This is a genomic window from Dyadobacter linearis, from assembly GCF_907165045.1.
In the GTDB taxonomy this organism is placed as follows: Bacteria; Bacteroidota; Bacteroidia; order Cytophagales; family Spirosomataceae; genus Dyadobacter; species Dyadobacter linearis.
The window spans coordinates 474,862-496,571 of sequence record NZ_CAJRAU010000001.1; the positions used below are offsets into that span (position 1 = coordinate 474,862).

A 21,710-nucleotide genomic window follows, 5' to 3' on the forward strand; every position below is an offset into this window, starting at 1 on the left:
GGGATGCATTCCGGGAGAACTTTGTATCGTAACATTCACCTAAAATCACCAGGAAATGAAACGATTCACATTGCTATTAGCGCTGGTTTGCTTAGGGGCAAATGCATTTTCACAGAACAAGTTAACCACTAAAACCGTCGGAAAAATGAAACTGAACGCAGGAATTATCACAGCAAAAATGGCCGAAACCAAAGCGTTTTATACGAAAAAATTGGGCTTCGGCGTCACGTTTGAAAACGAATTTTATCTATTGCTGCACACGCCGGATAAACAGTCGGAGATCAGCTTCCTCCTACCCGATCACCCATCGCAGCAGCCCCTTTTTCACAAACCTTTCCAGGGCCAGGGAACCTATTTCACGATAGAAGTCGAGGACGTAGATTCACTTTATAAAGAGTTGAAAAAGAGCGGTGTAGAGATAAAAATTGACCTTCGCGACGAACCCTGGGGCGACCGCCACTTCGCGGTATCAGATCCCAACGGGGTCGGAATTGATTTCGTAAAATACTCGCCGCAGGATAAATAAGTTGGTATAAAATCGCAGATATTCGTGCCTTATTCGTGCATTCGTGGCAGCCTCCCAACAGCGCGCTGCAACATATCCGTCTCCTGCAAAATCTTGTTTCTAAGAAAAGAAGGATACGCAGGATTCTGATTCAAAAATGCATTCACCGCCGCCGCTGCTTCCTTAGATGAATGTCCGGAAAAAGTACTGTGCAGCCAGCGGGTTGGAAAGAAAATGTCTCCGGTTAGCTGGATTTCCTGTAAAATTTCCAGTGAAGGCCGGAGATATTCTACGGCCGATTTCGCCCGCAAAGGATGGTGCAGATAACCCAGCGCATCAATTACCCAGGCTTCCTTCTCCCGGCTTGCTTCCTTTTTTAACGATTCAAAAAACTTATCACGAATTGGTTCTGACGGATTTAACGCAGGAATTACAAACTCCAATTTGGCTTTTCGATCCGGATTTTTCGTATTCGTCAGTTGCTCCTGCAATACTTGTGCTGAAATTTCCGGTTGCTTTAATGCAAGTTCACAGGCAAGCGAAATCTTGTCGTCTTCCGAGAGAACCAGATCCTTGATCACCAGCTTTCCATTCCACAGCGATCTCATTTTTTCAAGCCCGTCGGAGGTAGTTGCCAGATCTTTGAAAGATCTGAAATAGGACGTTTTGATCCCCTTATCTTTTGTTTCATTCAGCAGTCGCCAAAGCACTTTTTCAAGTTCCTGCTGCTGACTGCTTCTCTCTTTTTCATTCAAGAAACTCCACCACGTGCGTTGCAATATCCCCAGCATGTAGTCGATCAAAAGCGGATTACGTTCTATCGGCAGCGTGGCTAGCAAATTACTGAGTAGCAACTCAGGATTTGCCTTGGGATCGCGCAAAAAGCCTTCCCAGATATTGACCCACATAGCGCCTTTAAAAACCGGGTCGTTAAATATGGAATCCGGCTCATTGTAGTGCTCAATAAAGTACTTTTTACTCAGGCTATCTATTTCAAAATAGCCGTAACCGCTCGCATCGCCATTTGGAAAAACCAGCTTTCCGTCCTGCGTATCGCGTTCTTTCGAAGTAAGCGGCTGCTGCCAGATTCTGCCGGAAACCGAATCTTTAACCTGCGTCAATATAGTTTTGTAGTCCTTTTCGCCAATCTGGTACGCAGGCATACCCGGGGTTTTTACCCAAACATCACTCCAATCCGCAATATCCAGTGATGTCTTTTTATCGATAATACTTATCAGATCATCCCAGCGGGCATTTTTGAATGCATAGGTTTTCAGATATTCCCGCAAACTCCGCTGCATTAAATCTTTGCCGGTAATTTTTTCCAGTTTGCGCATCACGATCGGCGCCTTCATATAAATGATCGCACCGTAAAGTGTACCTGCATTTTTCAGATTTCCCAACTCCTGCAAAATGGGATTAGCGCCGCGCGTCCGGTCCACTTGGTATGCATTCGGGTAATGTGCCAATAAAAAACGCAGCTCGTGGTTGATCTCCGGAAAGCTTGGCTGCACGATTTTGGCGGCCATGAAATTGGCAAAAACCTCTTTTAGCCACACGTCATTAAACCAGTCCATCGTCACCAGATCGCCAAACCACATGTGCGCCGATTCGTGCGCGATCACACTTGCGCGGGCCAGAAGGCGGTTTGCGGAAGGATTTTCATCCAGAAACAATGCAGATTCATTATAGAAAATAGAACCGGGATGCTCCATTCCGCCATATTGAAACGAGGGGATCAGCACAAAGTCGAACTTCCCGAAAGGATACGAATAGTCCGTATATTTTTCCAGCCAACTCAGCGACTGGGCGTGGAGATAGAACACTTCGTCACTGTTTCGATTTACTTTCGCCGTGTCGGTTTCCCGATAATACATCGTCATTTCCCTCCCGCCGACTTGCTTTGTGGTCTTGAAAAACTGGCCTGCCGCAAAGGCGAAAAGGTAGGAACTGATCGGTTTCGTCTCGCCAAACTGATATATATTTTTTCCATTTTCCTGCGTTTTAGAACGCAACTTACCATTTGAAACTGCTTCCCAATCGGCTGGCGTTTTGAGGGTTAACTGGTAAGTCGCTTTCAAATTAGGTTGGTCAAAAAGCGGAAAGCAAGTCGACGCGCGATCGGGGACGAAAAGCGTATAGAGATAATCCTCACTGCGATTGAGTGAAAGATCGCCCGCGATAAAGCTGATGTGAATGCTATTTTTCCCTTTATTTAAATGCTTTAAAGGAACAACAATATGCTCATTCACAAACTGATACTCAATATTCTTTTCTCCGATAGTGACACTGGTAATGCGACTGTTATCTACACTGAAATCCAGCACCAGCGCAGAATCCAGCGACGACAGGTTAAAAGTGATCGTTTCTTCGCCCTTTATCTGCCCGCTTTTCCCCTTCGGAATATCCAGCATGATTTCATATTGAATGCTGTCGATCGTTTTCTTGCGGTATTCATTTAATGCAAAGGGAACTCCCTTTTCGGGAGGGGTATCTTTTGTCTCACAAGAAGTAAGAATAATAACGAAAAGGAAAAAGTAGGCTAAGATTTTCATTTGTGCTGGGCTGTTCAAGCCAAAAATAGCATTTATGATCTATTTACCCAGAATAGCATTTTCAATTGTTACGAAACGTAACAATTATTTATATATTTACAACTTTAACGACACACTGGTGAATGAATTTGAATTAAGAATGCGGCTTGCTGCATTGCGTCAGTATCTCAGAGACAGTCAGGACTCGATGACACCTCATCAAATTGACGAAGTACTTGACCTGATAGCTAAATTGTTGCAGGTCTTAAATGAATTGGACAAGAGAAGATAGCATATGACAGCACCAACTAAAATTCAGGAAGATCTCGAAACTTTGCTTTCGGACAGTAAAAAAACTCTTAATGAAGCCCAAAATTATCTTTCCAAAGATGGTGTAAGATATGAGTTGCACGATTGGGTGACCATCGCCGAGTACTGCAAAAGATTTAATATTCCAAACACACAAACGGTCAGTAACTGGATTAAGCGCGGTATTGTTCCGAAAGAAAACACAGTCGTCATTGAAGAATATAATAATATTCGTTTACTGAAAGCCGTACCCTATAACGATCATTCCTGAAACTATTTATGCATCTCGCCTTCTGATTACCCTTTCATGAAATTGAATTTCCACTTCCTCCTATTCCTCCTAATTTCTTTTATTCCCGCTGCTTTCTCCCAATCCCTCGCTCCTCTCACTGTCGGGAAGATTATGCGGGATCCGAAAATGTGGATCGGGACTTCGCCTTCGGATATTACCTGGGCGGACGACTCGAAAACCATTTATTTCAATTGGAACCCCGATAAAAATCCTTCTGATTCGCTGTATGGATATTCGTTGAGCGATAAAAAGATCAGCAAAATCAAGCTCGCCGACCGGAAGAAACTGGCCGGGCGAAATGGGGTTTATAATCGCCGGCAAGATGTCAGGTTGTATGAAAAAAACGGTGATATATTCATTGTCGATCCGAAAGGACAGCCCTGGCAAATCACTAATACGGTTGACCGTGAGACAGACCCGGTTTTCAGCCAGGATGAGCTGAGCTTTATTTTTGTCAGGAATAACAACCTGTTCAGCATTAAGCTGACAAGTGGGCAGAACACGCAATACACCGATTTCAAAACTGGAAATAAAAAGGACGATCCCAAGCCAGGCGAGCAGGAAAAGGTCTTCAAGGCGGAGCAGCTGGCATTATTTGAGGTTTTAAAGGAACGTAAGGAGAAGAAAGATCTGGGGAAAAAAGTGACCGAAGCCGAAAAACCGCAGCGACCCAAAGAGATCTATATTGGCGAAAAAACAGTCAGTCACCAGCAACTGAGTCCCAACCAAAAGTTCGTAACCTACCGACTGACAAAGCCTGATAAATCTGCGAAATCTACCAATGTTCCGAATTATGTGACAGAATCGGGATTTACCGATGACATTTCAAGCCGCGTGAAAGTGGGCGCACCGGCTTCCTCCTATGAATTTTGGGTTTATGATATTGAAAAAGACACAACCCGCAAGCTGAGTGTAAAAGATATTCCCGGAATTAACGACAAGCCGGATTATCTCAAAGACTACCCGAAGCAGGACACCTCCTGGAAAAAGACGGAGCGTGACGTAGTTATTCACGGACCGATATGGTCTGAAAATGGTGAAAATGCAGTTGTGGTAGTCCGTTCGCTGGATAGTAAAGATCGCTGGATCATGCAGCTGAATGTCGATTCACTTTCTTTGAAACTTCTTGACAGACAGCGTGATGAAGCGTGGATCGGAGGGCCGGGAATTGGCGGGTATCCGACGAGCGCAGGCGAGATAGAGTGGCTTGATAATGAGACCATTTATTTTCAGAGTGAGGAAACCGGCTATTCGCATTTGTATTCATTTAATATAAAAACAGGTAAAAAAACGGAACTTACCTCCGGGAAATTTGAGGTACAGAATGTGACGCTTTCGAAGGATAAAAAATCGTTTTACATTATCACCAACGAAGTTCACCCCGGCGAGCAGCATTTGTACAGGTTAGCTTCCACGGGCGGCAAGCGGGCGCAGCTTACGCAAAACACCGGCGCGCACGAAGCGACATTATCTCCCGATGAAAGTAAGATTGCGATCCGTTATTCGAAGAGTACCGCGCCGTGGGAGCTATATATTATGGATAACCCGAAACCCGGCGAGAAACCGGCTCAGCCAGAACGCGTTACAGAATCTGTTTCAAAAGAATTCCTTTCTTATCCCTGGCGGGAAGCAAAGGTCGTGACGATCAAAGCGACTGACGGGCTGCCAATTTATGCCCGCGTTTACGAGCCTAAAAACTCAAATGGAAAGGCTGTCATTTTCGTACATGGAGCAGGATATTTGCAGAATGCGCATAAGTGGTGGAGCCAATATTTTCGCGAGTATATGTTTCACAACTTGCTAACAGACAAAGGCTACACCGTGCTAGACATGGATTACCGCGCAAGTTCGGGCTACGGCCGCGACTGGCGCACGGGCATTTACAGGTTTATGGGCGGAAAAGATCTGACAGATAATACCGACGGCGCCGCGTGGCTTGTGAAAAACTACAAGATCAATCCCAAAAGCATTGGCGTTTATGGCGGTTCTTATGGCGGTTTTATCACATCAATGGGGCTTTTTACAAAACCCGACGTGTTCAAGGCGGGAGCGGCATTGCGACCCGTTACGGATTGGGCTGCCTATAATCACCCTTATACTGCCAACATTCTAAATGAACCACAAGCGGATAGTCTCGCTTACCGAAAGAGCTCTCCTATTTATCATGCGGCGGGTCTAAAAAATCACCTGCTGATCTGTCACGGAATGGTGGATGTAAATGTGCATTACCAGGATGTGGTGCGGCTGTCGCAAAGACTGATTGAACTCGGAAAAGACAATTGGGAACTAGCCTCCTACCCTATGGAAGACCATGGTTTTGTGGAAGCCTCGTCGTGGACGGACGAGTACAAGCGAATACTAAAGCTTTTTGAAGATCATCTATAAAAAAACGCCCGGGAGAATGTTCTGCCGGGCGTTTACTTTCGGAAATTCAATCTGTTAAGCCGCATTGTTCACACTGCGAATTAATGGATATCCTCCGAAATATTCCCATTTGTGCACGATCAGATCCTTTTCGCGGTTCGTGTGCAGGCCGAAGTCGATCAGTATCTCGCCGTCGAGCAACCGGTTTTGGAAATATTCCGCGTATTCATCAGACAATACAGAGCTCGACAATGCGCGCACGCCGCCTTTTGTCAAATCACCAGCTACTACAAGGGCCAGTCCCGGAATCGCCACAAACCTACCCAGCACATCCAATGCTTCCGAGATCCTGGTTACCTGTAGTTTCTTTGTTGCGGTGCTATCCTGATAAAAATGATTTTTTGGGTGATCGAATAATTTATCAAATGTTTCCTCTGCCATAATAAGCGTGATCTCATCCGCTCTGTAACCCAGGCGCAGCAACGTCTGATATGCATTTTCTGCGTCCTTCCTCGTGGCAAATACTCCTGTTACAGTATTAATGCTTTTCTGTTGATGTAATGACTCCATAATAATCGGTGTCTAAAAGGTTTAAAAGTACTTATCTTTTAAAATGTCAGATAAGGATGCCTCGTATACATAAATTTCGTGCCGAAAGCGCAGTACAACCTTGTGTTTTAAAACAATCTTTTTTACAGCTAAATACATCAAAGTCAGTAGCTTTTGTGGTGTTTGTTCTACATTTCAGGATTATCTCAACTCAAAAACAGTAAAAAAAATCAGCACTGACTTATGTTACAGGCTTATCAATTCATCTATTAACAATATGAACAGACTGTTTTCCAGAATAAAAATTTCGGGTTGCGCCGCGATCCTAATTGTTTGTGGTCAGGCGATGTCAGCATTCGGCCAGGTAGGCGTTGGAACGAAAGCACCGAAAGGCGCAGAAATGTACCTCGATGGCAGCCGCAAGATGCTCGACGAAAAATGGGTCTATTGGGAAGGGCCGCGCTTCAAGGCCAAACCACCTATTAAATGGACGGTTGTAAACGATCCGGTCGACAAGGGTACGGTGATCAATTGCAATGATCCGGCTTCCGCGGGCGGATTGTATGGTGCTGCGGATATTGTTACAAAAAAAGAATTCAGAGATTTCCGGGCGCACGTTGAGTTCCTGATTACAAAAGAAGGAGGAAACAGCGGCGTGTATTTGCAAAACCGCTATGAAATCCAGGTACTTGACGGCGATACAACTTCGCACGGAATGGCAGCGATTATCAACGAAACCAAGTCGCCTTACCAGGCCTACAATGGCGTCGGCAAATGGAATTCATATGATATTCTGTTCCGGGCGGCTCGTTTCAAAGACGGGAAAATCGTGCAGCAACCGATCGTTACCTTGTATTTCAATGGTAAAAAAGTGCATTCGAACCACAAGATATCCCAGGTTTGGGGAGGCCCGAATTCAGGAATCGACGGCGGCAATAACGGCGGAAAAGGTATAACTGACAAGCCAGGCGGCCTTAAACTGCAATCAGAAGGTCACGATGTTTATTACCGGAATATCTGGATCAAAGAAATGGAACTGGACAAAGGTGATACGGATTTCTGATTCCCGAATGGCACAGGATTAGTGTTTTGTAGCAAAAAACGATATAAGTATGCTTTCAGAAACACTAAGTCTTGCTGGAAAAACTGCATTTATCACCGGTTCAAGTCAGGGTATTGGTAAGGGTATTGCCCTTGCAATGGCCGAAGCTGGCGCCAATATTATCTTGCATTGCCGCAAAGATGAAACTGATGCGAAGGAAGTCGCACGCGAGATCAGGAAACTGGGCTCAAATGCTGTGATCGTGAAAGGCGATATTTCCAAGCCAAAAACAGTGACTGCTATTTATAATCAGGTTGTTAAAAACGGAAAAGTCCCGGATATCGTCGTCCTGAATGCATCTGTGCAAATACCTAAACTTTGGCACGAACTCACACTGGAAGAATTTGATATTCAGGTAAATGCGAATTTCAAATCTACATTTATATTCATGCAGCGCTTTGCGCCTGAAATGGTTTCAAAAGGCTGGGGAAGGATATTGACGATCGGAAGCGTGCAGCAGATCAAGCCGCATCCGTCGATGATGGTGTACGCTGCTACCAAGTCAGCGGTATTGAATATGGTTCAGAATGCAGCCATGCAACTCGCCGATAAAGGTGTGACAGTTAATAATCTTGCGCCTGGCGTAATAGGCACGCCGCGGATTGAGGAAGATGTTCCGGAAGGTGAAGAACGCATTACACAGCGACTGGGCACACCTTCGGGCCAAATTGGCGATCCGCAGGACTGCGCCGCGATGGCCGTCCTGCTTTGTTCGGAAGCAGGACGGTTCATTACCGGGCAGAATATTTATGTGGATGGAGGTATGAGCCTCTGATCGTTACTTTTTGTATGCGATCTTAAAAATAGTCCCGTTCAGATCGTCGGTCACGTATAGCGCGCCGTCGGGACCTTGCGCTAGTCCGCAGGGGCGGTGCTGGATCGGGCCGGTCGGATTTACGAGATCCGTTCCCGCAAAATTATCTGCAAAAATCTCCCACTTACCAGCCTTACCATTCACAAAAGGAACGAAAGCGACGAGATAGCCTTTTTTCAGCTCGGCGGATTGACTGTGAAAAGCGACGAACGCGCCGTTTCTATATTTGGCAGGAAACATATTGCCGGAATAGAACAGCAATGCATTGGGTCCCAAATGCGCGGGAAAACCTACCAGCGGGTTGATCGCTTTTTCGCCTGCGGTTTTTTTACCGTCTCCGCCATATTCGGGCGCCAGCATTTTTTTGTTTTGAAAATGGTCGTAATATATGTACGGCCAACCGGCGTCGTCACCTTCTTTCAACCGATACAATGTCTCCGCAGGAAGTTCGGCGCTTTGCTTCGGCGTATAGTATTGCGGGTACATATCGTCAAACTTGCCGCGACCGTGGACCGTCACATACAATGCGTCTGTTTTGTTGTCCCAATCGATACCTACTGCATTTTTAACACCGGTCGCGAAACGCTTTCCATCTGAAAATTTCTGTCCAGCCTGGTCTGCTTTGAACTTCCAGATTCCGCCTGCTGAGTCGAGTATGGTACAAGGCGACATTCCTTTCCCCGAGCCGGTTTCGCGGCAATTGTCGCTATACGATCCCACGGTTACGTACAGATTTCCTTTGTTATCCAATGCAATCGGTTTTGCATTATCACGGCCTTTGTCCAACAAACCTTCCACGATCTGCTCAGGCTTGTCGAAATCAATGATTTCTTCCTTTTCATTTAATTTATACCGAAAAACCCCTTTATTGGAAGAGCTGTACAGGTAACCGTTTTTGATCGCAATACCAGTTCCCGGATATTCGCCGAACAGTTTTTGCTCGTCGATCGCACCGTCGCCATTTGTATCGCGCAAAAGGTAAATGCCTTTCCCGTCTTTCATTTTGGAGAGTTTCACATACATATCTCCATTTTTCCCAACAACCATGTGGCGGGTCGCACCCAGGTCGCTGGCCAATATGCTGGCAGAGAAACCAGCGGGCAGCTTGATATCTTTGGCTTCAACGGGGGAATATAAGGGGCCAGGATTTTCGGTGAAACTTTTGTAGGCCGTTAGGATTGTTACGCCGGTTACTGTCAAAAGTAACGCAGCAGATTTGAATAACTTTCTTTGCATGAAATGGTTGGGTTGGAGTTAAAATGATTTTGTCAAAAGTAATAGCCTTTCAAAGTTTTTTCATGAATCCCCGGCCCTGATCCTCAATTTATTTTTCTGGGCTGACATGTATTTTGGAATAACTTTTTTTAACACCTTTGGAAGCCAAAACGGCTTTCCTGTAACTTAGAGAACTAAAAACTTCAAATCTTTTAATTTTAAAGAGCTATGAATCCTTACGATGACGACGAAGAAGTATTTGACGACGATCTTCCCGGCAATTATCCTTCGGAAGAAGATATATTCCGCAAAGGTCTCATCGAAGCCGATATTGATCCAGAAGATATTTCCCGCATGAAACGTCCTGCCGAGCTGGATGCAGACGATTGGAACGAAAAGTCATTCGATGACGATCTGACCGGCGAAGATCTCGACGTACCAGGCTCGGAAGATGATGACGAAGACGAAGCAATCGGTCGCGAAGACGAAGAAAATAACTATTACAGCCTGGGGGGCGACAACCACGAAGCCCAGGAAGAAAATCAGGGAGACTAGCCTCTACCCTACCATTCCAGAGCCTGGCAAATGTTTGTCAGGCTTTTCTTTGTACATTTGAATATCACATTATAATATTACACGCTATGAGTAAAATGCATGAAATCCTCAAAGAAGAAAAAATTACGGTAGGGCCAAAGTCTTCCAAACGCCTGACTCTGAACGATTTTTCTTTTATGAAATCCAGAGAATTACTTAAAAATCTACATACATCTCTTCGGGATACCGTCATTTCGGAAAGGCGGGGCGCAGAATGAATTTATTTCTTGACACGTCTTCACTGGTTACATTATATCATGAGGAGGCTGACACTGAAATAATGGATGCAGTATTCAATTTCGAAATCGTATCTAATATTTTTCTATCAGAAATTTCGAAAGTTGAATTTGCCTCCGCATTTTGGAAGAAAGTCAGAACGGGAGAAATTAGTACTGAGCTAGCGAATCAGATCATCAATATCTTTGAGCAGGACTGCGAAACATACATATTCGTTCCTGTTGATGATTCAATCATAAAAAGTGCAAAACATTTGATCGGAAAATATGGGTATAAGGGTCTTCGGACGCTTGATAGTATTCAACTCGCGACCGCTTCTTGTTTGCGAGATAAGGTCGACCATTTTAAATCAGGCGACAAAGTGTTAACATCACTTCTGGCCAAGGAATCGTTGTCAACAAACATTCTGTAAGCAACACTCCAAGTATGAATACCAGCGGTTCCTCTTTCTCTAGAAAAACAGGTGAATTATGGCTGCATTTACGGCGGAGGCATTTGAGAAAGAGCTGATCGCGATATTGGATTATTGGGAAAAATATGGGCCCGATCACGAGAAAGGCGGCTTTTATGGTCAAGTCAATTATGACAATCAGCCTGTTAAAGATTCGGATAGGTCAGTTGTTTTGACCGGGCGGATTTTGTGGACTTTCTCCCTGGCACACCGGCTTTTCAAGGAAGCAAAATATCTGACACTCGCTGACCGCGCTTACCAGCAGCTATCCAAGCATTTTTTCGACCCAAAACACGGTGGCGTATACTGGTCAGCAACAGCCGACGGCGCTCCGAAAGAGACCAAAAAGCAGGTTTACGGCAATGCGTTTGCGATGTATGGATTGAGTGAATACTATCGAATCACGCACCACAAGCCCGCGCTTGAACAAGCTATTTCGCTATTTAATCTCATTGAAAAACACGCATTTGATGCAGCAAACGGCGGTTACAGGGAAGCCTTTGCGGAAGATTGGTCTGCTACTGACGATTATATTTTGAGTAAAAGTCCATGGGTCAAAAGCATGAATACGCATTTGCATTTGGTGGAGGCCTACACAAATCTATATACAGTTTGGCCCGATAAAGAGCTGAAAAAGCAAACCGCCGCGATGCTCGACACGATCATCACGCATATTGTCAATCCGAAAACCAATACCATGCAGCTTTTCTTTGACGAAAAATGGAAAGCAAAGGATGATATTGTTTCGTACGGCCACGATATTGAAGCTTCCTGGTTGCTTTTTGAAACCGCCGAGATCCTGCACGATGAGAAGCTGATTGCGAAAATGAAAGAGAAATCCATCTTAATGGCAAGAATGGCCAGCAAGGGTTTAAGTCCGGACGGATCGCTGAACTACGAATATGACCCGGCTACCAAACATACCCAAACCGACCGGAGCTGGTGGGTTGGCGCCGAGCAGCTCGTCGGATTTTATAATGCTTACCAGCTCACGAAGGAGGAGCAGTTTAAAGTAAAAGCCGAAAAAAGCTGGGATTATGTAGTAGACAAGTTCATTGACCGCGAAAAAGGCGAGTGGCATGGGACAGTAAAAGAAGACGGTACGCCGGTTAAAGGCGATAAGATCAGCTTCTGGAAATGCCCTTACCACAATGCACGCGCCTGCGCCGAAATGTGGCGGCGGCTGTCGAAAGCGTAAGTATTAGTATTACTGTTAGTTAAAAAACATCTCGTCGACCAGCACCAATGCGCGGTTACCTTTTGAATTGTGCCACTCGGGTATCTTCACGACCGGCTTCACAATCACCTTCACGAAGGAAACTGTCTGCGGTTTAAATGTACCTTCAACCAGTTTTAAAGTCGCCTTATCCCCTTTTGCGGGCAGCGGGGCTTTGAAGGTGGAGATTAATTTAAGATCATCGCGGCTGTTTCCTGCCCACACTTCCACACTTTCCGGCGGAAAAATGCCCGTCGCCTCCTCAATCATATAATGCATCCCGACCGACGAAAGGGTGATCGGCTTTTTAAATTCCGACACCAGGATCATATCATTGTTCCTAACTCCTGCCCAGTTGTTAGCCCAGGCAGGATTATTAGCTCCTATAACACCCAATTTCTTATCAAAAAATGTCTTCGCTCCTTCTGCCTGATGCACGCGATTGAGCGGCGCGAGCAGATTTACACTATCCGGTTCGTATGCACTTTTGAAAAAATCAAATACCGCCAGGTCGCTTCCATACCACCCATTTTTATAAGCTTTTGCCTTGATTGTACCGCTATTTGTCAGAATCGTTTTGTTGTTGAAAAGCGGCGAATTGACGCTGTCCGGCTCGGTTCCATCCATCGTGAAACGGATATCCACGCCTTTGATCGGGTGTTTCAGTTCCAGCGGAGCCGTTTTGGCAAATATCATCGAGCTGTTCTTCACCTGCGGCGGATTGAGTTTTAAAGGATTTTTACCATCGTCTTTAAAACCGCCGATTATATCCATATTCTTAATATCCTTCTGCAAAACAGCCACGTCCGAAGCGGATAGTTTAGTGTCCCAAACCGCCACCGATTTGAGGCTTTTCAGTTGTGGCAATACACTTTTCAGATCGGCCAGCGTGAGCTTGGTGCCTGAGAGGGTCAAACTTTGCAGGTATTTGAGTGAAGAAAGTTCTTTGAGACCAGCTGCGGTAACATCTGTAAAATTCAGGTCCAGCTTACGCAGATTTTCAAATTGCTTTACGCTCTTCAAATCCGCATCCTTAACCGGCATTTTGTTGAGATTCAATGAAATAACTTGTTTCTTGATTTCGCTCAGCTCGTCAAGTTGCTTTGCATTGAATGCCGATGCATTGTAAATATTCACCCCGAGAGCCGGCGACTCGCGTGCAAGCGGAAGAATGGTCCGGTAGTCCGAATTCAACTTGGCGACCGTTTCTTCATCCGCCGCCGGGAAGTCAAACTTGTCGACCGTTTGCGCGGGTTTCAGGTAAGTGGTGGCCAGGATGCGGAGTGAATCCGTTGAGGCGAGTTCGGTTATTTTTCTTTTAAATTCTGCCTTCTGTTTAACCCACAATGTTATCAAAGAGATTTCCTGCAAAGTCAGTTGTGCTTTTCCGGAAGGCGGCATATGCTTTTTTTCTTCCATCGGTAAATGCACCCGCTGCAACAAAAGGCTCATTTGCGGATTCCCGGGCACGATCAGTTTGCCTGATTTCCCCCCTTTCATGATCGATTCGGGGTCGGAAAGATTCAGCTCACCTTTGATCTTGTCTGGATTGTGACAGCTTGTACATTTTTGGTCAAATATTGGCTTGATAACATTGGTGTACACCACCGCTTCTTCCAGCGGCACCGCTGCCATTTCATTATTTTGTTCAATAGGCTCCCAGATAAAATTGCTGCCGTGCGTTAATGCAGCGCCATAATGCCCGGTTAGCACGAGAATAGTGACCGTGACAAATGCGCCCGCCTTCGCGACCGGCGCTTTGTACCAACCCGTATTACGGATCCAGTAAATGATCGAAGCGATAAAGAAGATACCTGCCCCAGTCCATTTGTGGAGGGTCAGCGTATCGCCCGTGTAGCCTTCTTCCCGCGATAGAAAAAGTCCCATAATTACCGTGATAGCGGCAAATAGTGCGCCGATCAGCAGCAGGTTTTGAAGGAAATTTTTGTAAAAAGTGTTGGTCGCGTATTCAGGTTTGAAGCGGAAAAATTCGAGCAGCATCGCGATCAGCAGGATCACGATCGGGAAATGCAGGATCAGCGGGTGCATTCGCCCGATGGTTTGCAGCCAGGTGGGAACAACAAGCTTGCTTTCAAAAAGCAGTAGAAATAGGATAAAAATGTTGGCAGCAACGAGCAGCTGTTCCGCAAAAAACCTGAATCTTAAATGCATTAAAGTTTTACCAAGGGTTTAGTCAAATAGGAAATTACTGAATGGATCAGCTGATAATATCTCGCACCACATTACCCGAAACGTCGGTAAGCCGGTACCTTCTTCCGAGGTGTTTGAAGATCAGTTTCTCATGGTTCAGACCAAGCTGGTGCAAGATAGTAGCCTGGAAATCATGTACATGGACCGGATCTTTGGCAATATTGTAACCTAATTCATCCGTTTCTCCATATACCATTCCCGGCTTGATCCCGCCGCCTGCCATCCAGATCGTGAAGCATCTCGGGTGGTGATCACGCCCGTAATTATCAGCGGTCAATTTTCCCTGCGTGTAACTGGTCCGCCCAAATTCACCTCCCCAGATCACCAATGTTTCATCAAGTAATCCTCTCTGTTTCAAATCGGTAACCAATGCAGCAGAAGCCTGATCGACGTCCATTGCTTGTTTGGTGATTTCATAAGGCAGGTTTCCGTGCTGGTCCCAGCCCTGGTGATATAGCTGAACAAACCGCACGCCATTTTCGGATAACTTCCTTGCCAGCAAACAGTTAGCTGCGTAAGTACCAGGTACCAGACATTCCGGTCCGTATAATTTGATAATATCGTCAGACTCTTTCGAAAGATCCATTACCTCCGGCACGGCAGTTTGCATCCGGTAAGCCATTTCATATTGCTTGATCTTCGCGGTGATCTCCGGGTCGCCGAACTCCTGGTAAGACATTTCGTTCAGTTGCGACAAGTTATCCAGCATCGTCCGCCGCTCCGTCCGGTCCATTCCTTCGGGATCGCGCAGGTACAAAACAGGATCTTCGCCTTTACTAAACTGCACGCCCTGGTGAACAGAATCCAGGAAACCATTTGACCATAGTTTCGAATATACTCCCTGACCATTACCTACCCCGCGTGACAGCAAAACGGTGAAATTCGGCAGGTTTTTGTTCTCATTTCCCAATCCATAACTCAGCCAGGAGCCCATACTAGGCCGATTTCCCTGCTGGGAGCCAGTTTGCAAAAACGTCAAAGCCGGATCGTGGTTGATCGCCTCCGTGTACATTGAGCGGACAATACATATATCGTCGACAATTTTAGAAGTATAAGGAAGCAAATTGCTCACCCACGCCTGCGACTGACCATATTGTTTGAAATCCACAAAGGAACCCACGAGTGGGAACGAAGCCTGATTGGCCGTCATACCTGTCAAACGCTGATTTCCACGAACGGAAGGCGGTATTTCCTGCCCGAGCATCTCTCGGAGTTTTGGTTTATAGTCAAAAAGCTCCTGCTGCGACGGTGCTCCGTTCTGGAACATATAGATCACGCGTTTTGCCTTCGGCGCGAAATGCGGGATTCCCGGCGCGAGGCCCTCTTCTTCCAGACTCCCTCCCTTTAACAGATCCGGCATTAAAAGTGAACCTAACGCTACTCCACCAATCCCGAGGCTCATCGTAGATAAAAACCTGCGCCTGTTAAAATTGAATCCGTGCTCTAATATTTCCTTTTCCATGTTTGAAGGCTGTTAGCTTGTAGCTCTTAGCTTTTGGCTGTTAGCTTTTGTTTTCTTTGTTTCAATAATCTGAATGTGTCTATTTTCGAGAAGCAATAACTAATAACTAATAGCTAATAGCTAATACCTAACAGCTATCCTCAACTCTTCGTTATCGTTTCCTCTAAATTGTAAATCGTCGAAATCACTCTCATTAACGAGGCTAGTGCTTTTTTGTCGACGTTTCTGGTCAGTGGATATTCACCGATCGCGACCATTTTATCGGCAGCGGCCGGACTGATCGATTTCAGCTCTTTATCGTAGTAGGCTGTCAAAACACTCAATTCCTTTTCCGATGGCGTGCGGCAAACGATCAGGCGGAATGCTTTGATAATCTTGTCTTTTGCCTCGGTTTTCTCCTGCAACAATTTAGCAGAAAGTACCCGCGACGCTTCCAGTACTGCCGGATCATTCATCATCACCAATGCCTGCAATGGCGTATTAGTCTTCAACCTTTTAACCTCACACAAATCCCGGTTACTGGCATCGAAAATGGCCATAGTAGGCGGCGGAACCGTTCTCTTTATAAGCGTATACATTCCCCGGCGGTACAAACTCGCTCCGTGATCCTGGTTGTAAACGGATAGTAAACCGCGCCCCGAAGTAGCGCCTTCCCATAACCCGGCGGGCTGATACGGCTTCACACTCGGGCCGCCAATTGTCTTATTCAAAAGCCCGCTGCTTGCAAGTACCAGATCCTTGATAAACTCCGCATGAATACGATATCTTGAACCGCGCGCCAGTAGGATATTGTCCGGATCAACAGCCAGTTTTTCTTTCGATACCACAGCCGATTGCCTGTAAGTAGCCGAGGTAACCATTTGTTTTACAAGCCGTTTAATATCCCAGTTGTGTTCCATAAAATCAACCGCGAGCCAATCAAGCAATGCGGGATGTGATGGAAGTTCGCCCTGCATTCCGAAGTCGCCCGACGTTTTTACAATACCCTTTCCAAAGAATTCCTGCCAAAGTATATTGACGTAAACCCTGGAAGTCAGCGGATTCCTTTTATCAAATAGCCATTGTGACAACCCCAGTCTGTTTTTAGGATACTTTTTGTCAAAAGGCAAAATAGAGCTTGGTGTTCCGGGCTCCACTTCGTCCCCCAATGCATCGTAAACGCCCCTTTTCAGAATGTGCGTTTTACGCGTAGAGTCGAGATCGCCCATTACGGACACGATCAGACGGTTGGTATCAGGCTTATTCACAAACGTCAGAATGCTTTTTACATCCTCGTCGCTAATCTCCATCAAAGGCTTCTTCGCATAAGTTTCCGGCCCGCCGATCACCGATTCGATACCCACTTCACTTACATTATTGAAGAAGGCAAACATCTGATAATATTCCTTTTGCGAAAGCGGATCGTATTTGTGGTCGTGGCAATGCGCACATTCGAGCGTTACGCCCAAAAGTCCTTTGCCAAAAAGGTCATTCCGGTCTGTCACATACATGATCCGGTATTCCTCAGGTATTACCCCACCCTCTTCTGTTATTTTATGATTCCGGTTGAAACCAGTCGCCAGCAGCTGCTCTTTGCTCGAATTTGGAAGCAGGTCGCCCGCCATTTGCCAGGTCACGAAATCATTGTAATGCATATTTTTATTAAAAGCATGGATCACCCAGTCGCGCCACGGCCACTGCGTGCGGTATCCATCGTCCTGGTACCCGTGAGAATCGGCATATCTGGCTAAATCCAGCCAGTGAATCGCCATTTTCTCCCCGTATGCAGGGTTTTTAAGGAGCTGATCCACCATCTTTTCGTACGCATTCTCACTTTTGTCAGCCAGAAACTCGTCCATCATTTTTAATGTAGGCGGCAAGCCGGTCAGGTCGAGGCTGAGTCTTTTCAGCAGGCGCTCTTTGTCCGCTTCTTCGTTGGGTTTTAATCCTTTTTGCTCCTGTTTTTCGAGAATAAAATGGTCAATTTCGTTTCTAGGCCATTCCTTGTCGTCAACTTCCGGCACGGCTGGCTTTTTAGGAGCCACAAATGCCCAGTGTTTTTCGTACTTCGCACCCTGCTTGATCCATTTCTCGATGAGGGTAACCTCCCGCTGGGTCAGTTTAAGGTTTGAATTAGGCGGCGGCATTTTTAGCGCGGTATCCGTAGTAGTAATGCGCAGATACGCTTCCGAAAGCTCCGGCTTGCCGGCCACGATCGCGTGTGCTTTGGGATTTTCCTGTAATGCTTTAAACGCAGCTTCGGGATCGTCAAGCCGCAGACCAGCCTCGCGCTTATTTGCATCGGGGCCGTGGCAAGCCAGACATTTATCAGAAAGAATTGGCCGGATATCGAAATTGTAGCTTACCTGATCAGGTATCTTTTCGTCCGTAACTTGCGTCGACGAGCTGTTATTGCAGGATTTAAACACCAATGCGCACCATACCAGAAGTACGATACAGGTAATTCTTGTCTTAAAATTCATGGTAGCAGGTTCAGGAATCAATCACACTTTTTCGTTCTTCTAACTAAGATAACTTAAAAAATGCACATTTATTGATACAATAATGCATATTTCAAACAAACTAACTGTCCTGCTCTATACTGTTCATTCCAGAATCCTAAAAATAAAACCGGCTGAGAATTTCCACTGTCAGAAATTCCCAGCCGGTTTTTGACCGTTATATAAATGCTTGTCTAAAAATGAAATACGCCCAAAACCAAGCACCAATGCACTTTAATAGCTATTTCGCCGAGGCGATCCATTCGTTGATTCTGTCTTCCAACAGCTTCAAAGGCACACAGCCCGATTCCAAAACCAGCTTATGAAAGGTTTTGATATCAAACTTGCTGCCCATTTCTTTTTCCGCTTTCGAGCGAAGTTCCCGGATTTTGAGCTGGCCGATCTTATAAGAAAGCGCCTGCCCCGCTCCCGCCATGTAGCGCTCCACCTCCGCAGTAATACTCTCGGCCGACTCGGCTTCGTGGTCCAGTGAATACTGGATCGCTTTCTCTCTGGTCCAGCCCTGTGAATGCAGGCCCGTATCTACAACCAGCCGAATCGCGCGGTGCATTTCGGCGCTCAGCATGCCGAAGTATTGATAGGGATTTGTGTAAAGTCCCAGTTCCTTGCCCAATGATTCGGTATATAATGCCCAGCCTTCTCCGTAAGCACTATACCACAGGTTTTTACGAAATTCCGGCAATGCTTTATTTTCCTGCTGTAATGAGATCTGATAATGGTGGCCGGGAATCGCTTCGTGCAGAAAAAGGCTTTCGTCGGACACATTATTGTAAGTTTTTACATCGGGAATCGGGACATAAAAAACACCCGGCCGAGAACCGTCGGCCAGCCCCGGATTGTACTCGGCCGCGGCAGAAGATTCCCTGAAAGCTTCTGTTCTCCGCACCTCAAAAGGTGTTTTCGGGGTCAGCTCGAATAATTTCACCAGATTAGGTTTGATCTTTTCGTGGATCTTATTGAAATGCGCGATCACCTCTTCCGGTTTTTTGTAAGGCATTAATTCCTTATTCTTGCGCACCGCATCAAAGAATGCTTTCAGGTCTCCCTTAAAATTAACCTGAGCCTTTACCTTCTCCATTTCCTTCGAAATCCTTTCCACTTCGCTCCTCCCCAGGTTATGGATCTCGTCGGCGGTCATTTCGGTGGTCGTGAAATACTTGATGTAGTAATCATACATCGCTTTCCCTTGTGGCAGGGCGTCAAAACCGTCTGTTTTTCTGCCGGCCGGCAAGTATTCTTTCTCTACGAATGCATGGAATTTTTCAAAAATCGGGATGATTTTTGACTGCACCATTTCGCTGTATTCCTTTTCTAGGCGGGCTTTATCCGCTTCTGAAAAATCTTTCGGGAAGTTTTTTACCGGCGTGTAAAACAGGTGATCCTGCACGGGTCCGTGATTCATATCGGCCAATTGTGGAATCACTTTTTTAATCAGAGAAGCCGGCAAAACATAGCCTTCCTTGATACCTTTCCGCATATTCACCATCGCGGTATCGCACCAAACTACAAATCCGTCCGCCCTTTTCAACCAGTTTTCATAATCTTTTACTGTTTTGAAAGGCTGCACGCTGCTTCCGCTCGCCATTTGACTGATCAGCAAATGCGTCGAGAATATCTGGTTGATCGGCATTAGCTCGTTCGGGAATTTTAACCCTTCCAGACCCATATTGCATTCCCATTGCAGCAGATCCCAGCTTGTTTTCTCTTCTTCGGTCAGCCTGTCGCGGTCGTAACGGGAGAGTTCGTCGAGGTATTTTTTATGAAATGCGCCTGCGCGAGATTTGCCGGCCTGAGTCAGGTCGTCGGGCATTTTATCATTATAGCGATTGTCGCCGTTAAACGTCGCTTCGAGCGGATTGAGCTGCATTCTGTCATTGTGATAAGCAGCAAAAACTTCACTTATCGGGCGCAACACCTCCGACTCACTGTCCTTCTTTTGTTGGCAGGATTGTGTCAAAACGCACAATAAAAGCAGTATCGGTAACACCAGGTTTTTCATAACATCGATTTTGATCAATGTAAATTAAGTAAAACTGGCGCAAGAAATTGTGATTGGGGAATGAAACAAGTGATACGGGTCTGCTTTTCAAGGCCCGACTATTACCGCGCGGACTATCCGTTAAAGGAGAACAGAAATCTCGTCTTCGACCTGGTGCCTTCTCGATTGGTGCCTTACCACCACATTTCCGGTAAACATAATCACCATACCTGCGATCGAACAAAACGCCATCATACCTACCATCGGAACGGCGGTTTGGTTATGGAATAAGCTTACCAATGCAGAAATGATCGCTCCCGCGCCCATCCGCCAGCTGCCCATTAATGCAGAGGCACTTCCGGTATGTTTGTTAAATGGCGCCAGTGATAACGCAGAAGAGTTAGGCCCGGTGAGTCCCTGGCCGCAAAGGAAAATGAACATGATACCGATCAATCCCAACAAAGAGAACATATTGTTATAGACCCCAACGATCATGATCAGCCCGATTGCACTTTGACAAATCAGGGTTACTTTGATAATCTGCTCGCTCGTGAATTTGCGCAGCAAAATATGATTCAGCTGCGTCGAACCGATCATCGCGAACGCCAGGAATGCAAAGATCCAGCCATATTGCTGCTCCGAGACTTTGTAAATATTCATAAAAACGTCCGAAGAGCCCGCGATATAGGCAAACGGTGCGGCAGTAGCCAAACCTCCTGCCAGCGTATAGAGCAAAAACTGCGGCTGCCCCAACACGATCCCGAATCCATTCATAACCGCTTTGGGTTTCAGGGACACCGACGGATCGGCTGCTCTTCCGGTAGGGAGAAAAAAGTAAATCGCAAGCATCATTAAGCCCACAATACCGGCCAGGATCACAAAAATCCACTGCCAGGCAATCGCGGAGGTAACATAACCGCCTATTGTAGGAGCGATCATTGGGGAAACTGCTATAACGAGCGTGATCAGCGAAAATACCTCAGCGCGTTTTTGAGGCGCAAAAAGGTCACTAACGAGTGCCTGTGAGGCCACCAGACCAACACAACCGCCCATTGCCTGGAAAAAACGCATCGCGATCAGCGCATCGACCGAAGAAGTGAGCGCACAGCCGAGCGAGGCAATCACATATAAACCCAAACCGAAGTAAAGCGGCTTTTTACGTCCGAAACGATCCAGAAGTGGGCCGTAAAGTATTTGTCCCAGACAGATTCCGATCAAGTAACTGGTCAATGAAAGCTGGACACGATCGATGGTGGTGGCAAGATCCGAGGCAATCCGGGGGAAACCTGGCAGGTACATATCGATGGAGAACGGGCTGACGGTTGCCAGCGAACCCAGGATAAGAATGATAAAAAAGTACTGTTTATTCGTCATGA

General features: G+C 46.1%; 17 protein-coding genes. 9 read left to right on the plus strand and 8 right to left on the minus strand.

Features of this window, described 5'->3' with window-relative positions; all coding sequences use genetic code 11:
- The first annotated feature begins 55 nt into the window (after positions 1–55).
- Entirely contained in the window at positions 56–526 is a 471-nt protein-coding gene (locus KOD92_RS01725; RefSeq protein ID WP_215231794.1) for a VOC family protein, read from the plus strand.
- 29 nt (positions 527–555) lie between these two features.
- Here the strand turns inward: KOD92_RS01725 and KOD92_RS01730 are convergent, their stop codons facing one another.
- Positions 556–3,060, minus strand: a complete 2,505-nt coding sequence (locus tag KOD92_RS01730; protein WP_215231795.1) for a M1 family metallopeptidase — start codon at positions 3,058–3,060, stop codon at positions 556–558.
- A gap of 34 nt (positions 3,061–3,094) precedes the next feature.
- Between KOD92_RS01730 and KOD92_RS01735 the strand changes: the two genes are divergently transcribed.
- Genes KOD92_RS01735 through KOD92_RS01745 form a run of 3 tightly spaced genes read left to right on the plus strand, consistent with a single transcriptional unit; the run spans position 3,095 to position 6,025 of the window.
- Positions 3,095–3,331 (plus strand): hypothetical protein, encoded by a 237-nt coding sequence (locus tag KOD92_RS01735; RefSeq protein ID WP_215231796.1) that lies wholly within the window; start codon positions 3,095–3,097, stop codon positions 3,329–3,331.
- 3 nt (positions 3,332–3,334) lie between these two features.
- Positions 3,335–3,619: a hypothetical protein gene (locus tag KOD92_RS01740; RefSeq protein ID WP_215231797.1), complete on the plus strand. Its 285-nt coding sequence runs from the start codon at positions 3,335–3,337 to the stop codon at positions 3,617–3,619.
- Positions 3,620–3,655: 36 nt separating this feature from the next.
- Positions 3,656–6,025: a S9 family peptidase gene (locus KOD92_RS01745; RefSeq protein WP_215231798.1), complete on the plus strand. Its 2,370-nt coding sequence runs from the start codon at positions 3,656–3,658 to the stop codon at positions 6,023–6,025.
- A gap of 54 nt (positions 6,026–6,079) precedes the next feature.
- Here the strand turns inward: KOD92_RS01745 and KOD92_RS01750 are convergent, their stop codons facing one another.
- Positions 6,080–6,574 (minus strand): hypothetical protein, encoded by a 495-nt coding sequence (locus KOD92_RS01750; protein ID WP_215231799.1) that lies wholly within the window; start codon positions 6,572–6,574, stop codon positions 6,080–6,082.
- A gap of 256 nt (positions 6,575–6,830) precedes the next feature.
- Here KOD92_RS01750 and KOD92_RS01755 point away from each other — a divergent pair, with 256 nt between their 5' ends.
- Positions 6,831–7,616, plus strand: coding sequence for a 3-keto-disaccharide hydrolase (locus tag KOD92_RS01755; RefSeq protein ID WP_215231800.1), 786 nt, complete (start codon positions 6,831–6,833; stop codon positions 7,614–7,616).
- A 49-nt stretch (positions 7,617–7,665) separates the two neighbouring features.
- Positions 7,666–8,430 carry an SDR family NAD(P)-dependent oxidoreductase gene (locus KOD92_RS01760; RefSeq protein ID WP_215231801.1) on the plus strand — a complete coding sequence of 255 codons (765 nt, stop codon included), beginning with the start codon at positions 7,666–7,668 and terminating at the stop codon, positions 8,428–8,430.
- A gap of 3 nt (positions 8,431–8,433) precedes the next feature.
- On the opposite strand, the gene KOD92_RS01765 is transcribed toward KOD92_RS01760, so the two are convergent.
- Positions 8,434–9,705, minus strand: coding sequence for a PQQ-dependent sugar dehydrogenase (locus KOD92_RS01765; protein WP_215231802.1), 1,272 nt, complete (start codon positions 9,703–9,705; stop codon positions 8,434–8,436).
- Between the two features lie 207 nt (positions 9,706–9,912).
- Here KOD92_RS01765 and KOD92_RS01770 point away from each other — a divergent pair, with 207 nt between their 5' ends.
- The 3 genes from KOD92_RS01770 to KOD92_RS01780 all read left to right on the plus strand — a co-directional run bounded on the left by KOD92_RS01770 (position 9,913) and on the right by KOD92_RS01780 (position 12,164).
- Entirely contained in the window at positions 9,913–10,239 is a 327-nt protein-coding gene (locus KOD92_RS01770) for a hypothetical protein (RefSeq protein ID WP_215231803.1), read from the plus strand.
- Positions 10,240–10,492: 253 nt separating this feature from the next.
- Entirely contained in the window at positions 10,493–10,927 is a 435-nt protein-coding gene (locus KOD92_RS01775) for a type II toxin-antitoxin system VapC family toxin (protein WP_215231804.1), read from the plus strand.
- A gap of 58 nt (positions 10,928–10,985) precedes the next feature.
- On the plus strand, positions 10,986–12,164 hold the full coding sequence (locus tag KOD92_RS01780; RefSeq protein WP_215231805.1) for an AGE family epimerase/isomerase: 1,179 nt from the start codon (positions 10,986–10,988) through the stop codon (positions 12,162–12,164).
- Between the two features lie 15 nt (positions 12,165–12,179).
- Here KOD92_RS01780 and KOD92_RS01785 read toward each other — a convergent pair whose 3' ends face one another.
- From KOD92_RS01785 to KOD92_RS01805, 5 genes are all read right to left on the minus strand, one after another.
- On the minus strand, positions 12,180–14,354 hold the full coding sequence (locus KOD92_RS01785) for a c-type cytochrome domain-containing protein (RefSeq protein WP_215231806.1): 2,175 nt from the start codon (positions 14,352–14,354) through the stop codon (positions 12,180–12,182).
- A 46-nt stretch (positions 14,355–14,400) separates the two neighbouring features.
- Positions 14,401–15,855, minus strand: coding sequence for a DUF1501 domain-containing protein (locus KOD92_RS01790; protein WP_215231807.1), 1,455 nt, complete (start codon positions 15,853–15,855; stop codon positions 14,401–14,403).
- Between the two features lie 140 nt (positions 15,856–15,995).
- Positions 15,996–18,317, minus strand: coding sequence for a PSD1 and planctomycete cytochrome C domain-containing protein (locus tag KOD92_RS01795; protein WP_215231808.1), 2,322 nt, complete (start codon positions 18,315–18,317; stop codon positions 15,996–15,998).
- Between the two features lie 259 nt (positions 18,318–18,576).
- Positions 18,577–20,355: a DUF885 domain-containing protein gene (locus tag KOD92_RS01800; RefSeq protein ID WP_215231809.1), complete on the minus strand. Its 1,779-nt coding sequence runs from the start codon at positions 20,353–20,355 to the stop codon at positions 18,577–18,579.
- 120 nt (positions 20,356–20,475) lie between these two features.
- A complete protein-coding gene (locus KOD92_RS01805; RefSeq protein ID WP_215231810.1) occupies positions 20,476–21,708 on the minus strand; it encodes a multidrug effflux MFS transporter in 1,233 nt (410 codons plus the stop codon).
- Positions 21,709–21,710 lie beyond the last annotated feature (2 nt).